The sequence below is a fragment of the Pseudoflavonifractor sp. An176 genome (assembly GCF_002160435.1).
In the GTDB taxonomy this organism is placed as follows: Bacteria; Bacillota; Clostridia; order Oscillospirales; family Oscillospiraceae; genus Enterenecus; species Enterenecus faecium.
In genome coordinates this window covers 1-15,047 of record NZ_NFKO01000039.1, presented here as the reverse complement: position 1 = coordinate 15,047, position 15,047 = coordinate 1, and the positions used below count along the sequence as shown (strand labels likewise).

Below are 15,047 nucleotides of genomic sequence, written 5' to 3'. Positions count from 1 at the left end.
GCCAGCTGCCCAGAGCAGCCTGGTGTGGTGGCACGACTAGGTGCCACAGCAAGGGTCACGGGCCGAACACCAGCTTGACGCAGTTCCAGCCTCGTACCCCAAGGGGGTACTTAGGGGGGAACGCCCTAAGCGGGTTTTGGTTTCTTTTGCCCGTTCAAAAGAAACCCCCAGCGGGAAGCGCGTCTCCCCTCGCCAAGGGAGAACGGCCACGTCTGAGACTTGGGAGAGGTGCGCCCTCTCTCCCACACTCCATATATTTTTCTTGTTTCCACTGCCCCTTTGCGCTATACTAGATCTAATATCAAGCAATACTACGGGAAGGTGCATGTATGAAACAGCTGCTCTTTGTCTACAACCCCAAAGCTGGCCGCCAGCGGGCCAAAACCATGCTCTCCGACGTGCTCACGGTGTTCGCCCAGGAGGGCTACCAGATCACCGTGCGCCCCACTCTAGGCCCCGGAGACGCCACCCAGGTGGTGGCAGACACCGCCGCCCACTATGACCGGGTGGTGTGCTGCGGCGGGGACGGCACCCTCAACGAGACGGTGGGCGGGCTGCTCTCCCTGCCCCAGGAGGAGCGACCGGTTCTGGGCTATATCCCGGCGGGCACCACCAACGACTTTTCCCGGAATATCAACCTGCCCCGCTCCACCCAGGAGCTGGCCCGGGTGGCCTGCGGCGGCGTGCCCCGGTCCATCGACGTGGGGGACCTGGGCGGACGGCAGTTTCTCTACATCGCCGCCTTCGGGCTGTTCACCGACGTGTCCTACTCCACCCCCCAGGCCTCCAAAAACCTGCTGGGCCACCTGGCCTATGTGCTGCAAGGGGCGGGGCGGCTGGTGAACTTCCCCAGCTACCAGGTGAAGGTCACCACCGACCAGGGCCTGGAGGTGGAAGGGGAGTTCATCTACGGCATGGTGTCCAACACCGTGTCCATCGGCGGCATGGTCAACCTGCCCCGGGACCTGGTGTGCCTGGACGATGGCCAGTTTGAGGCCCTGCTCATCCGCACCCCCAAGACCGCCAAGGACTGGCAGTCCATTCTCACCGCCCTCACCACCCAGAAACTGCCCGAAGACGGCAGTGTGGTGGGCTTCACCTGCTCCCAGGCCCACTTTACCAGCCCCAAGCCCCTGGCCTGGACCGTGGACGGGGAGTTTGGCGGTGACTATACCGACTTGACCATCTCCAACCGCTCCCGGGTGCTCACCATCGCCTGCGGAAACTAACTCGCGGAAAAAGGCAAAGCCTTTTCCCACGGGAAGGATTGCAATTTCTTCCGTCACCTGCGGGTGACGGAACTCTGCGAGGCTTAAAATCCCTCCGGCCTAGGCCGGAGGGATTTGTTTTTTCCTTACTCTTTCGGCCAAACCAGGGAATAGTAGTTCCGCTCGATGACCAATTTGGCATAGGTGTACTTGGCGCCCACCAGGCTCTTGACCCGGCTGACGTAGTTCTCGTCCACCGTCACACCCTCCCGGGGGGTAAAGGTCCCGGTGGAGGCCTCATAGGTGCCCGCAGCAGTGATCCAGCTGCTGCCATACCCCTTGTTGGCAAACACCACCAGGGGCATGTTGCTGGAATACTGATTGGCCTGGTAGTTGGTGGCGAAAATGTCCCGGCCGGAGTAGAGCCGGGAGTCGTACTCCAACCCGAAGAGGTTGGACAGGGTGGGCACGATGTCAATGGCAGAACAGGGGGTGTCCACCACCACCGGCTCCTCCATGCACCCGCTCCACAGGATGAAGGTATTGCGGTAGCGGGAGGTGTCCCGCTCGGTGTCATCCACGCCGGACAGCTCTTTGTAGTAGTCGGTGCCCCCCTCTGTCAGGGCGTAGGGGTAGTGGTCGGCGGTGAGGGCGATCACCGTGTCGTCGGCAATCCCCGCCTCCTCCAGCTCCTTCACCAGGTACTCCATGGCGTACTCCAGCTCCATATTACAGGCCAGATAGGCCTGCACCTGCTCCGAGGCGTCGGGGTACTTGGCCTGAATGACCGCCTGGTTTTTCCGGGACATGGCGTTGCCCGACCAGGTGTAGTTGCAGTGTCCGCTCACCGTCATGTAATAGGTGTGGAAGGGGGTGCCGTTTTTCACATAGTCCTGGATGTACCCGTCCACCGTGGACTCCATCATCTCCAGGTCCGAGCAAGGCCACAGGTTGCTTTTCAGCTCCAGGCCGTTGCCGATGCCGTGATACTCATACCCCAGGTTGGGGTGGGTCTCGTCCCGGCCGTAGTAGGTATAGGTGTTGTTGTGGTAGGCCAGGGTGTCATAGCCCAGCTTTTGAAACTGCCACCCCAAGGCGATGGGCATGGCATCCTTGGCGCTGACCCGGAAGGACAGCTCGCTGCCCCCAATCCAGGTGGGAATGAGCCCGGTCATCACCGCAAACTCGCCCCCGGTGGTGGACTGGGTCCAGTCGGGCTGGTAGTAGTTTTCAAAGACAAAGCCCTCGTGGGACAGTTTGTACAGAGTGGGGGTAAGCTCCTGGTCGATGACATAGGGACAGAAGGCCTCGGCAGTGATCAAAATGAGGTTTTTCCCCTGAAAATACCCGGTGTACGCATTTTTATTGGTGGGACTCTTGGCCCCAAAGAACTGGTGCATGGCCTTCAGGGTCTCGTCGTCAGTCCCCGCCGCCAGAGCCTCAAAGTCGATGTCCAACACGTTGTCCCCGGTGGGGGCCTGGCTGGCCCCAGGCTCCGGGCTGGAGGCCGGGGTGGCGGTGGGCAGCGGGTCATAGGGGAGCAGGATATCCAGAGGAGTCTCCGGGATGCCGGTGATGGCGTAACCCAGCTCCAGGCGCAATGTGGTCAGCAGCCCGAAGTGAGGCACCGACGTATTCACCGAGAAATCGTAGGTATAATAGTTTTTTTCAGCCCCCAGCCGGGCGGTGAGCACCCCCACCAGCTGGAGTACCACCATGAGCCCCGCCAGCATCACCCGCACCGGGGCCCGCTGACCCTTTTCGTAGAGGATAACAGAGCACATGCGCAGATAGATTACAAAGGGAATGAGGGAGAGCAGGATGAATGGGATGCGAGCCAGCACCACCTCCACCATGGTGCCACTGAAGTCCCCCACCACCTGTCCGGCCATGCCCTGCATGTATCCCAGGCCGAAATAGATCTTGAAAAAGCTCTTGCAGCAGTACTCCACGCAGGTGAACACCGTCCACCCTGCCACCAGCACGCCGCCCAGAATGCGGGACACTTTCCGGTTGGGAATGAGGTCCAACACCAGAAAGACGGCCAGCCCCGCCGCCAGGGAGAACAGGAAAATACGCAGCAGCCCCAGGTCGAAAAAGGTGCTGTCCCCGTCAAACAGCCGCAGCAACACCTCGTGGTAGAGCAGCATCAGCGGCAGGCTCACCGCCGACCGAAGGGGCGACCCGCTCACCCGCCGCCGACGGGTCTGGGTTTTGGGTTCAGAGGAGACCTGGGGCTTGGGAACCCGAATGGATGGAAGTTGCACATGTTTCCACTTCTCTTTGCACGTTTCCTTCCATTTTGAAAACACCCCTGGCTCCTTGGGAGCCAGCCGCTTGGGTTCTGCCATGGCTATCCCCTCATTTCTCTTCTCGCCTCACCCAGTGGTGAGGGTTTTATTGTCTACACTTTACCACGATAGACAATCTTTTTCAATCTTTGACAAATATTTTCGGTTTCTTCTCTTTTCCACCTGGAAAACATTGCATTTTCGCTCCGCCTGTGCTACCATGTCAGACGCAAAAAGGAGCGTGTTTGACTGTGAAGCGAATGCTGCAATGGCTGCGTGGGGAGACGGTGCTGTGTGTGGCCTGGGTCTTGGCCCTGGTCACCGCTGTTCTCGTCCCCCCCGATGCCCAATATATCGACTATGTGGACCTGCACACCCTGGGGATGCTCTTTGCCCTCATGGCAGTGATGGGGGGACTCCAGCGTCAAGGCCTGTTCTTCCGCCTGGGCCGGGCCATGCTGGAGCGCACCCACACCACCCGACAGCTGGAAGGGGTGCTCATCCTGCTGCCCTTCTTTGTGAGCATGGCGGTGACCAATGACGTGGCCCTCATCACCTTTGTCCCCTTCGCATTGGAGGTGCTGGCCCTGGCAGGCCAGACCCAGCGAGTGGTGCCGGTGGTGGTGATGCAGACCATCGCCGCCAACCTGGGCAGCATGGCCACCCCCATCGGCAATCCCCAAAACCTGTACCTGTACTCCTGCTATGAGATGGACCTGGGGTCCTTTTTCGCCACCGTGCTCCCCTATGCCGGGGCCTGCCTGGTGCTGCTGGCGGTGTTTTTGATGGTACGCCCCTCCCAGTCCCTGGAGGTGCCCCAGGTGTCCGGGGAGGTGCCGCCCCTGTCCGGGGCCCGGGTGGCCGCCTACGGGGTGCTCTTCGCCCTGTGTCTGGGTGGCGTAGCCAAAGCGGTGCCCCTGTACGTGCTGTGCCCCCTGGTGCTGATTGTGGTGCTGATGGCAGACAAACAGGTGCTGCTCCACGTGGACTACGCCCTGCTGGCCACCTTTGTGGGCTTCTTCCTCTTTGTGGGCAATCTGGGCCGCATTCCCGCCCTCACCTCCCTCTTCCAGTCCCTCATCCAGGGCCAGGAGGTGCTGTGCGGCGTGGTGGCCAGCCAGATTATTTCCAACGTCCCCGCCGCCCTGCTCCTGTCCGGGTTCACGGACAACGGCGCTGGGCTGCTGCTGGGTGTGAATCTGGGCGGTTTGGGTACCCTCATCGCCTCCATGGCCAGTCTGATCTCCTATAAATACATCGCCCGCACCTTCCCCGAGAAAAAGGGGAAGTACCTGGGCCAGTTCACCGCCCTCAATGTGGCGTTTTTGGCGGTGCTGCTGGTGCTGTGGCTGATTCTGGGCTGATGCCCCCTTCCGCCCTGAGCTTGGGGCGGTGGTACACGGTACGAACCATATCATAATGCGAGGACTGCCTCTTGTATTGATCGGGGGGCAGTCCTTTTTCTGCCCGAAATACCTTCCCAAAGTAGTTGTTATTGGCGTATCCCACCCGGTGGGCGATTTCCTCCATGGTGCAATCCTGATGGGTCAACAGCAGCGCACAGGCCTTGGCAATGCGCACCTCCCGGATGTATTTCCCCGGCGTGGTGCCAAAGGTGCGGTGAAACTCCTTGCACAGATAGTACTTGGACAGCCCCACATGCTGGGCAATCTCGTCCAGATTCAGACTCTCCTGGGCGTAGTGCTGGTCGATGTAGGCCCTGGCCTCATCCACCTTGGACCGCTCCTCCTTGGCTCCTGCCAGGGCGCACTCCATGAGGTTCATCCAAAGCTCATAGGCCAGGCGGGAATTTTCGTACTGGGTGCCCATGCCCTGTTCCACACCGTAGCAGTACAGCTGCTCCATCTGCCGGGCCAGAGGGGTATCCAGCCCCACCCACACCACCGGGCCGGTGTGGCCGTACAGACTGCGCAGCAAGGGCAGACACTCCTTGCTGAACTCAAAGAAGAAAAACTCCCAATCGCTGGCATGTTGGGGCAAAAAATACCGGTTGTTTCCGGGGATATCCACCAAAAAGGCCTCCCCAGGGCGGACGGGATACTCCATCTCATCCACCACCACGGTCCCCTCCCCCTCCACGCAAAACTGGATGAGGCAGTGTTCGTCCCGCCGCTCCCGGTTGTCCCAGCAATAGCTGTGGCTGTCCACCCGCTGCAGCCCCATCCCACGCAGGGTGAGCAGAGACAGGTCGGAGGAAAAGCGAAAGCCTATGGATTTGTGTTGCAGTGGATACATGGTCATCCCCTCCTGTATGATGGCGTGTCCCCATTGTGGCACAGGGAACTTGTTATGTCAATATTTTACCATCATAACCACGCTCTTACCATTTACCAACAGAAAAATAAGAATATAATATGATTTTAGAAGAAGGTGAACCAACTATGATTCGATTCGATGCACAAGAAAATGCATTTTACCTGGACAATGGTCGCATCACCTACTGTTTTGGTGTGGTCAAGGAGGGGTATCTGGAGAGCCGATATTTTGGCCGCCATCTCCGCCGCTGCCAGGGCAGCGCCCGCCCCGCCTATTTTGACCGGGGCTTTTGCTCCAACCCGGATTCCCAGGACAAGCGCTTCTCCCTGGACACCCTGCCCCAAGAGTATCCCGGCATGAATCAGGGCGACTTCCGCTCCCCGGCCTATGCCGTTGAGACCGCCGACGGTCGGCGGGTGACCCGCTTTTTATACCAGGGATATGAGATTCTGCCGGGCAAACCGCCCCTTCCTGGCCTGCCCGCCACCTATGTGGAGCAGCCACAGGAGGCCCAGACCCTGGTGGTGCGTCTGGCAGATGCCCACACCGGGGCGCAAATCCAGCTGTTTTACACCATATTCCGGGATTTGGACGCCATTTGCCGCCATGTGGAGGTGGTAAACGGCGGGAGGGAAGCCCTGTGGCTGGAGCGGCTGATGGCCATGAGCCTGGACCTGCCTGGGAACAACTACGACTTGCTCACCCTGTCCGGCTCCCATCTGATGGAGAAAGTGGTCAGCCGCCGCCCCCTCACCGCCGACTCCGTGGTGTTGGACAGCTGCCGGGGGGCCAGCAGCCCCCAGCAGACCCCCTGCGTGGTGCTCACCGACCCCCAGACCGACGAGACCCATGGCTGGGTATGGGCGGTGAACTTCGTCTACAGCGGGGACTTCCAAGGTGTGGTACAGATGGGCCAATACGGCGGCGTGCGGGTGCAGATGGGGATGAATCCCCTGACCTTCGGCTGGACCCTGGAGCCGGGGCAGCGGTTTGTCTCCCCCGAGTGCGTGCTGGTCTACTCCCAGCAGGGCCTCAACGGCATGTCGCACACCTTCCACCGGCTGTACGCCCAACGGCTGTGCCGGGGCCCCTGGCGGGACCGGGTGCGCCCCATCCTGCTCAACAGCTGGGAGGCCTTTACCTTCTCCATTGACGAGGAAAAGTGCCTCTCCCTGGCCAAACAGGCGGCCCAACTGGGCATGGAGCTGTTTGTGCTGGACGACGGCTGGTTCAAAAACCGGATGGATGACCGCCGGGCCCTGGGCGACTGGGTGGCAGACCCGGTGAAATTCCCCCACGGTCTGGGCCGCCTGGCCCAAGGCGTGCGGGAGGCCGGGGTGGAGTTTGGCATCTGGTTTGAGCCGGAAATGGTGAGCTATGACAGCGATTTGTACCGCAGCCACCCGGATTGGGTCATCCGCAGCCCCTACTATGACCCGGTGCTCAGCCGCTCCCAGCTGGTGCTGGACCTGTCCAACCCCGCCGTGCAGGACTACCTGGTGGAAGCGGTGTCGGCGGTGCTGACCGAGACCGGCGCCAGCTACGTCAAGTGGGATATGAACCGACACATCACCGACCTGGGCTCGGCCTGGCTGCCCGCCAGGCGGCAGCGGGAGCTGTCCCACCGATACATGCTGGGCCTGTACCGGGTGCTGGAGCAGCTGAACCAGCGCTTCCCCCAGGTGCTCTTTGAGGGCTGTTCCAGCGGCGGCGGACGGTTTGACGCCGGGATGCTCCACTACATGCCCCAGACCTGGACCAGCGACAACACCGACGCAGTGTGTCGGCTCCAGATTCAGTTTGGCACCAGCCTGCTCTTCCCCCCCGTCACCATGGGCTGCCATGTGTCCGCCGTGCCCAACCATCAGACCGGGCGGGTGACCTCCCTGCAAACCCGCTTTGCTGCGGCTCTGGGGGGCAACCTGGGCTATGAAATGGATATCCGTACCCTGACCCCGGAGGAGCAGGCGGAGGTGAAAGAGCAAATTCGCACCTACAAGGCCCTGCGGGAGACGGTACAGCACGGTACCTTTTACCGTCTGCTCAGCCCCCAGCGACACAACGACAGTGGGTGGAACGTGGTCTCTCAGGATGGCAACACCGTGGTGTGCTGCCAGTACCGGGTGCTGGCCGACCCCCTGCGGCGCACCACCGTGGTACATCTGCAAGGTCTGGACCCCGAAGCCACCTATCGCAGACAGGCCGACGGGGTGTGTTTTGGCGGGGATGAGCTGATGTACGCCGGGCTCAGCGATGCCCCCGTGCGCCAAGACTTTGTCAGCGTCATCTCCATATTCCAAAAGGTGGAGGGGTAACCTGTCCCCTCAGCTCTGCCGCACTTGGCGGCGGTATTCCCGGGGCGACACCCGCTTATACTCCCGGAATTTCCGGATGAAGTAGCTCTGGTTGTCAAAGCCCACCTCCATGGCGATTTGACCAATGGAGGTGTCCTGCTCAGCCAGCATCTGAGCCGCCCGCTGGATGCGATAACTGTTTAAAAAGGCGATGGGGGACATTCCCGTGGCCTTGTGGAAAAAATGGCAGAAGTACGCCGGGCTCAAATACGCCTGCTGGGCCAGCTCCTGCAACGTCAGCGGTTGGGCATGATTGTCCTTCATGTAGCGCATGACCCGCTTGAGCTTGGTCCAGGTCTCCTCTTCCCGGGTGGAGTGGGCCACATCGGTGAAGGCCTGGGCCTGATACAGCAGCTCCAGCACCTGGAAAATCAAAATCTTGATGTGCAGGGCGTAGCACGGGGGCTTGCCATGGTAGCAGGTGATGACCTCCCGCAGGCACTGCCCCACCTTCTCCCGGGTCTCCTGGGGCAAATCCCGGGACAGGGTGGGGAAGGCCAGGGTTCGGTTGGTGATGGGCCGGATAAACTGGTGCTCACAGGTGTCGTACCGCTCAAAATCCAGAAATTCTGCCCGAAACACGATGGCATGGTGCAGCGACTCCCCTTCCGAACGAATCTCGTGGAGCTCCTCGGCATTGACAAAGCAGAACTCCCCCGCCTGCAAGGTATAGGGTTTCCCGTGCACCATCAACTCCAGCACCCCCACTTCCGCATAAATCCACTCCAACTCCTCGTGCCAGTGGGTGGCCACACTGTAAAAGCCGTCCTTATCGTGGTGGGAGTAGACGTGGAGAGGATAAAAGGTGGTGCCATGGGTTTGTTTTTCCTGAAGATCCACGGACATGGGTGAGCCCTCCCTTTATAATCGAAATATTGTGTTATTTTCAGGCAATATTGTGGAAGTATTGCCAGGCTCCTTATATTATACTATGTTCACAAAAATCCAACAAGAGAGCGGGATAAATTTGGAACAGAACTGGTGGAAAAACAGTGTCGTCTATCAGATTTACCCCCGTAGCTTCTGTGACAGCAACGGGGACGGTGTGGGTGACCTCAACGGTATTCGGTCAAAATTGTGGTATTTGGAACAACTGGGTGTGGACGTACTGTGGCTGAGTCCCGTGTACTGCTCTCCCAACGCAGACAACGGATATGACATCTCCGACTACTACAACATTCAGCCCGAATACGGCACCATGGAGGACATGAAACAGCTGCTGGACCAGTGCAACCAACGGGGCATGCGGGTCATCATGGACCTGGTGGTCAACCATACCTCCGACGAGCACACCTGGTTTCAGCAGTCCCGCAGCAGCAAGACCAACCCCTACCGGGACTTTTACATCTGGCGGCCTGGGAAGGACGGAGGCCCTCCCAACGATTTATCCTCCAACTTTGGGGGCAGCGCCTGGGAGTACGACCCGGAGACCCAGGAATATTACCTTCATTTTTACGGTAAAAAGCAACCGGATCTCAACTGGAGCAATCCCCGGCTGCGTCAGGAGATTTGGAAGATGATGAATTTCTGGATCGACCTGGGCATCGGCGGGTTCCGCATGGACGTCATCGACCTCATTGGCAAGGACCCCGACCAGGGTATCCGGGAAAACGGCCCCAAGCTCCACGAATATCTCCAGGAGATGAACCGGGAGACCTTCGGCAAACACGACCTACTGACGGTGGGCGAGTGCTGGGGCGCCACCCCGGACATCGGGCGGCTCTACTCCGACCCGGACCGCCACGAGCTGAGCATGATCTTCCAATTTGAGCAGATTCAGCTGGACAAGCAGCCCGGAGGCCACCGCTGGGACCTCAAGCCCCTGGAACTGCCCGATTTGAAGGCGGTGTTCACCAAGTGGCAAAAGGAATTGGACGGCCACGGCTGGAACAGCCTATTTTGGAGCAACCACGACCTGCCCCGCATCGTCTCCCGCTGGGGTACCGACGGGGCATATCGGGTGGAATCGGCCAAAATGCTGGCCACAGTACTCCACGGCATGAAGGGCACCCCTTACATCTATCAGGGGGAAGAGCTGGGTATGACCAACATGCCCTTTGCCTCCCCCGATGATTTCACCGACATCGAAAGCCGCAACATCTGCCGGGAGCGGCGGGCAGCGGGTTTCTCCGAAGAGGAGATTCTCACCTCTCTGCGGGCCAAGGCCCGGGACAACGCCCGCACCCCCATGCAGTGGTCCCAGGAGCCCCAGGCCGGGTTTACCACCGGCACCCCCTGGTTCCCGGTCAACCCCAATTACACCCACATCAACGCCCAACAAGCTCTGGATGACCCCGATTCCATCTTCTATTACTATCAAAAGCTGGTGGCTCTGCGCAAACACGCCCCCATCCTCACCCAGGGCAGCTATGAACTGCTCTGCCCCCAGGACCCGGACGTGTACGCCTACCTACGCCGTTGGCAGGGAGAGACTTGGCTCATCCTGTGCAACTTCCACCAGACCACCGCATCCTTCTCCTACCCCGGACAGGGCAAGGCCATTTTGTCCAACTACTCCCAGCCGGAACTCCGGGATTTAACCCATGTATCTCTCCGCCCCTACGAGGCGGCAATATATCAAATTCAAGAAAGCGAGGAATCCCTATGACCAAGGAAGAGAGCTACCTGTCCACAGCGCAACAGCTGCTGGAATTGGTAGGCGGCAAAGAGAACATTGTCAGCGCAGCCCACTGCGCCACCCGTCTGCGCCTGGTGCTGAAAGACGAAAGCAAAGCCAACGTGGAAGAGATCCTCAAGCTGGATTTGGTGAAGGGCCAGTTTGCCAGCGGCGGGCAGTTCCAGGTCATCATCGGCAGCGGCACCGTGGACGAGGTGTACAAGCGCTTCATCCAGGAGGCGCAGCTGTCTGAGGCCAGCAAAAGCGAGGTCAAAAAGGACGCTGACCAGAAAATGAACCCGGTGCAGCGGCTCATCAAAGCCCTGTCCGACGTGTTTGTCCCCCTGATTCCCGCCCTGGTGGCCAGCGGTCTGCTCATGGGCCTGAACAACGTGCTCACCGCCACCGGCCTGTTCTTCCCCGACCAGTCTCTGGTCCAGGCCTACCCCAACCTGGCCGACGTGGCCTCCATGATCAATACTTTCGCCAGTGCGGCTTACGCCTTCCTGCCCATCCTGATTGGCTTCTCCGCCACCAAAATGTTTGGCGGTAACCCCTATCTGGGCGCTGTCATGGGCATGATCATGGTCTCCGGTGACCTGCTCAACGCCTACAGCTATGGTACCGCCGTCACCGAGGGCACCATCCCCTATTGGAACATCTTCGGTCTGGCCATCGAGAAGGTGGGCTATCAGGGTACCGTCCTGCCGGTGTTGGCCGCCTCCTTCATCCTGGCTTGGATCGAGAAGCGGCTGCACAAGGTCATTCCCGAGGCCCTGGACAACCTGCTCACCCCCATGCTGACCATCCTGATCACCGGCTTTCTCACCTTCACCGTGGTGGGTGGCATCATGCGCACCGCCGGCGACCTGCTCACCACCGGCCTGCTGTGGCTCCACGACACCCTGGGCGTAGTAGGCGGCATGATTTTCGGTCTGCTGTACGCCCCCCTCACCCTCACCGGCATGCACCACAGCCTGCTGCCCATTGAGATCCAGCTCATCGCCGCTGGCGGCTCCTTCCTGATGGGCATTGCCTGCTGCAACAACGTGGCCCAGGGCGGCGCAGCTCTGTGTGTGATGCTGCGCTCCCGGGACAAAAAGCTCAAGAGCATGGCCGGTACCGCTGGCGTCTCCGCTCTGCTGGGCATCACTGAGCCCGCCATGTTCGCCGTCAACCTCAAACTGCGCTACCCCTTCTACAGCGCCATGCTGGGCTCTGCCCTGGGCTGCGCCTACGTCACCCTGACCAACGTGGTCAATATCTCTCCGGGCGCCGCTGGCCTCATCGGCTTCATCTGCGTGCTGCCCCAGTGCATGGTCAACTGCATCATCGGCGTGCTCATCTCCCTGGTGTCCGCCTTTATCATCACCCTGATCATGTCCAAGTCCTCTCGCTTCAACAAAGCCGCAGAGGAATAATCTTCCCTCCCTCTCCTATGGAAATAGCCTGTTGCTCTGGTTGCAACAGGCTATTTTCAGCTTTTCGCCTCAAGGGTCACCCCGGTGTAGTAGTGGGTCAAAATGTCCTCCCACCCGCTCCCCTCCTTGGCCATGGCGTTGGCCCCGTACTGGCTCATGCCCACCCCGTGGCCGTACCCGGTGACGGAAAAGGTAAATTTGTTCTCCTGATAGGTGACCTGGAAGCAGGCCGAGCGCAGGCCGAACAGGGTGCGCACCGCACCCCCGGACATCTCCACGCCCCCCACCTTCATGCTCCCTACCCGGCCGGAGGCGGTGAGGGTCATGCCGGATAGCCACCCCGCCGGGTCCCCGGACAGATCGGCATCGGGGTAGGCCTCCTTCACCTTCTTCTCCACCTCCTCCCGGGTGAGGGTGACGGTGGAGTAGTAGTTGGGCACCTCCTCCCCCTCGGGGCTGGACACGGACACCAGGTAGGGCAGACTGTTGCCCCACACCGCCTGGGCGTCCTCGGTGGAGGCGGTGGAGGAGGAGAAGAACACCGCCTGTATGGGCTTGCCGTCGTAGGTCATCACCTGGCCCGCGGTGTCAGACACCGCCTGGGTGATCTTCTCGGTGTAGCTCTGGGCGTTGTCTTTCCAATTCTCTTTGGCCTTCTGGGGGTCTATGTAGGCCTGACAGCACCCGGAGTCGGCGCAGATGTCCGCCTCCTGGTCCTTATGGGCGTTGGCACCCATCTTCCACAGGGAGTAGGTACGGGCGCACACCGCCTGGGCCCGCAGGGCCTGGGGCTCAAAGGAGGCGGGCATCTCGGCAGCCACCACCCGCCACAGGTAGTCGGCCATGGTCATCTCCTCTACCTTCCCCTCCCCCACCAGCACCCGGACCTTCTGGCGGTTGTCCCAAGTCTCCTCTGCCTGGGCGGTCTGGGACACCACCGGGGTGGGATTGGCGGGCAGGGTCTCCAACAGGCCCTGTTCTCCCTCAGCCTGTCCCAGGGCCAAAAGTGGAAATAAAAACAGGGTTGCGACCCCCATCAGCACTCCTGCGGCAAAAATCCGGGTGGCCTCCCGGTCAATGGGCCATCGTCCCACGTGCCTCTCCTCCTCGTTTCGTCTTGACTGTTGCACTTTAATACGCTATACTGAATAGAAACCGCCCGAGGCCCATTCCGGGTCCTTCCACCCCCCCGGCGATTTAGGAGGTGCACCATGTATTCCATCAATTCCTTCGACCTCATGGATGGACGTTCCCTGTCCTTCCTTCAACATATATGCAGCGAGTATGCTCCTCAGCACCAAATCCCTGCCTCTCTGTATGAGAAGTACGGGGTAAAGCGGGGGCTGCGCAACGCTGACGGCACCGGTGTCATGGCGGGCATCACCAACATCGCCAACGTCCGGGGCTATTACCTCCAGGACGGCGAGCGTGTCCCCGCCCCCGGCCAGCTCATCTACCGCGGCATTGACGTGTGTGAGCTCATTGAGGGCTTTTTGAAGGAGGGCCGCTTCGGCTACGAGGAGACCGCCTATCTGCTTCTCTTCGGCTCCCTGCCCTCCAAGGAGGAGCTGTCCACCTTCCAGGGTATGCTCAACCACTACCGCAATCTGCCCCCCGGATTCACCGAGGACATGATTTTGAAGGGGCCCAGCCGGGACCTGATGAACAAGCTGGCCCGCTCCACCCTGTCCCTATACTCCTATGACCCGGACCCGGACAACAACAACCTGGACGTGGAGCTGTTCCAGGCCATCCAGCTCATTGCCCGGTTCCCCGTCATTGTGGCCCACGCCTACGCCTGTAAGCGCCACTACTTCGACAATGAGTCCCTGGTGCTCCACCGGCCCCAGGATGGGCTGAGCGTGGCGGAGAACTTCCTGTGCTCCATCCGCCCGGATAAGAAGTTCAGCCAGGCCGAGGCCCGGCTGCTGGATTTGTGTCTGGTGCTGCACATGGACCACGGCGGCGGCAACAACTCCGCCTTCGCCTGCCGTGTCCTCTCCTCCTCCGGCACGGACATCTATTCCGCCATTGCCGCTGCCGTAGGCTCTCTGAAAGGCCCCCGGCACGGCGGCGCCAACAAGAAGGTCATGGAGATGTTCGGCCACATTGAGCGGGACGTGAAGGACTGGTCCAGCGACGACGAGGTGGCCGCCTACTTGGAGAAGATTCTCAAGAAAGAGGCGGGAGACCGCTCGGGACTCATCTACGGCATGGGCCACGCCATCTACACCCTCTCCGACCCCCGTGCCGTGATGCTCAAACGGTTTGCCCGGGAAGTGGCGGAAGAGCGGGGCTTTGTGGAGGAGCTGGAGCTGTTTGAACGGGTGGAAAAGCTGGCCCCCGAGGTCTTCCACCGGGTCACCGGCCAGAACAAGGTCATGTGCGCCAACGTAGACTTGTACTCCGGCCTGGTGTACAAGATGATGGGCATTCCCCCCGAGCTGTACACCCCCCTGTTTGCCATCGCCCGCATTGTGGGCTGGTGTGCCCACCGGGTGGAGGAGGTCTACAACCCCTCCGGCCGCATCATCCGTCCCGCCTACAAGGCGGTGTGCCCCATGCGGGACTATGTGCCCCTGGAAAATCGCTAAAACACAAACGAGAGCCAATACAGACCATTTGGGCCTGTGTTGGCTCTTTTTTGTGTGCGCAATGATTTCTCAGGCGTATTCTTATTCCCCTGGCGAGGGGAGACGCGCTTCCCGCTGGGGGTTTCTTTTGAACGGGCAAAAGAAACCAAAACCCGCTTAGGGCGTTCCCCCCTAAATACCCCCTTGGGGTACGAGGCTGGAACTGCGTCAAGCTGGTGTTCGGCCCGTGACCCTTGCTGTGGCACCTAGTCGTGCCACCACACCAGGCTGCTCTGGGCAGCTGGC

At 60.4% G+C, this 15,047-nt stretch carries 10 protein-coding genes; 6 read left to right on the top strand and 4 right to left on the bottom strand.

Annotation, left to right across the window (positions count from 1 at the left end; genetic code table 11):
• Positions 1-329: 329 nt before the first annotated feature.
• Complete coding sequence (locus tag B5F12_RS10680) at positions 330-1,229, top strand: diacylglycerol kinase family protein (protein WP_087392591.1); 900 nt, start codon at positions 330-332, stop codon at positions 1,227-1,229.
• Between the two features lie 125 nt (positions 1,230-1,354).
• On the opposite strand, the gene B5F12_RS10675 is transcribed toward B5F12_RS10680, so the two are convergent.
• On the bottom strand, positions 1,355-3,559 hold the full coding sequence (locus B5F12_RS10675; protein ID WP_087234217.1) for an LTA synthase family protein: 2,205 nt from the start codon (positions 3,557-3,559) through the stop codon (positions 1,355-1,357).
• Between the two features lie 200 nt (positions 3,560-3,759).
• On the opposite strand from B5F12_RS10675, the gene B5F12_RS10670 reads away from it, so the two are divergent.
• Positions 3,760-4,863 carry an SLC13 family permease gene (locus tag B5F12_RS10670; RefSeq protein WP_087234215.1) on the top strand — a complete coding sequence of 368 codons (1,104 nt, stop codon included), beginning with the start codon at positions 3,760-3,762 and terminating at the stop codon, positions 4,861-4,863.
• On the opposite strand, the gene B5F12_RS10665 is transcribed toward B5F12_RS10670, so the two are convergent.
• Positions 4,811-5,755, bottom strand: coding sequence for an AraC family transcriptional regulator (locus tag B5F12_RS10665; protein WP_158096804.1), 945 nt, complete (start codon positions 5,753-5,755; stop codon positions 4,811-4,813). The genes B5F12_RS10670 and B5F12_RS10665 overlap by 53 nt on opposite strands.
• Positions 5,756-5,901: 146 nt before the next feature.
• Between B5F12_RS10665 and B5F12_RS10660 the strand changes: the two genes are divergently transcribed.
• Positions 5,902-8,091 (top strand): alpha-galactosidase, encoded by a 2,190-nt coding sequence (locus tag B5F12_RS10660; RefSeq protein WP_087234211.1) that lies wholly within the window; start codon positions 5,902-5,904, stop codon positions 8,089-8,091.
• A 9-nt stretch (positions 8,092-8,100) separates the two neighbouring features.
• Here B5F12_RS10660 and B5F12_RS10655 read toward each other — a convergent pair whose 3' ends face one another.
• On the bottom strand, positions 8,101-8,976 hold the full coding sequence (locus tag B5F12_RS10655) for an AraC family transcriptional regulator (protein ID WP_087234209.1): 876 nt from the start codon (positions 8,974-8,976) through the stop codon (positions 8,101-8,103).
• A 121-nt stretch (positions 8,977-9,097) separates the two neighbouring features.
• Here B5F12_RS10655 and B5F12_RS10650 point away from each other — a divergent pair, with 121 nt between their 5' ends.
• On the top strand, positions 9,098-10,738 hold the full coding sequence (locus B5F12_RS10650; RefSeq protein WP_087234207.1) for an alpha-glucosidase: 1,641 nt from the start codon (positions 9,098-9,100) through the stop codon (positions 10,736-10,738).
• Positions 10,735-12,168 (top strand): sucrose-specific PTS transporter subunit IIBC, encoded by a 1,434-nt coding sequence (locus tag B5F12_RS10645; protein ID WP_087234205.1) that lies wholly within the window; start codon positions 10,735-10,737, stop codon positions 12,166-12,168. Before B5F12_RS10650 ends, B5F12_RS10645 begins: the two co-directional genes overlap by 4 nt.
• A gap of 56 nt (positions 12,169-12,224) precedes the next feature.
• On the opposite strand, the gene spoIID is transcribed toward B5F12_RS10645, so the two are convergent.
• Positions 12,225-13,262: a stage II sporulation protein D gene (gene spoIID, locus B5F12_RS10640; RefSeq protein ID WP_242954950.1), complete on the bottom strand. Its 1,038-nt coding sequence runs from the start codon at positions 13,260-13,262 to the stop codon at positions 12,225-12,227.
• Between the two features lie 117 nt (positions 13,263-13,379).
• Between spoIID and B5F12_RS10635 the strand changes: the two genes are divergently transcribed.
• Entirely contained in the window at positions 13,380-14,762 is a 1,383-nt protein-coding gene (locus B5F12_RS10635) for a citrate/2-methylcitrate synthase (RefSeq protein ID WP_242954949.1), read from the top strand.
• The last annotated feature ends 285 nt before the right edge of the window (positions 14,763-15,047 follow it).

Excerpts from the sequence above, each read along its gene's own strand:
- B5F12_RS10680 (WP_087392591.1), top strand. The coding sequence starts at position 330 with ATGAAACAGCTGCTCTTTGTCTACAACCCCAAAGCTGGCCGCCAGCGG.
- B5F12_RS10675 (WP_087234217.1), bottom strand. The coding sequence starts at position 3,559 with ATGGCAGAACCCAAGCGGCTGGCTCCCAAGGAGCCAGGGGTGTTTTCA.
- B5F12_RS10670 (WP_087234215.1), top strand. The coding sequence starts at position 3,760 with ATGCTGCAATGGCTGCGTGGGGAGACGGTGCTGTGTGTGGCCTGGGTC.
- B5F12_RS10665 (WP_158096804.1), bottom strand. The coding sequence starts at position 5,755 with ATGTATCCACTGCAACACAAATCCATAGGCTTTCGCTTTTCCTCCGAC.
- B5F12_RS10660 (WP_087234211.1), top strand. The coding sequence starts at position 5,902 with ATGATTCGATTCGATGCACAAGAAAATGCATTTTACCTGGACAATGGT.
- B5F12_RS10655 (WP_087234209.1), bottom strand. The coding sequence starts at position 8,976 with ATGTCCGTGGATCTTCAGGAAAAACAAACCCATGGCACCACCTTTTAT.
- B5F12_RS10645 (WP_087234205.1), top strand. The coding sequence starts at position 10,735 with ATGACCAAGGAAGAGAGCTACCTGTCCACAGCGCAACAGCTGCTGGAA.
- B5F12_RS10635 (WP_242954949.1), top strand. The coding sequence starts at position 13,380 with ATGTATTCCATCAATTCCTTCGACCTCATGGATGGACGTTCCCTGTCC.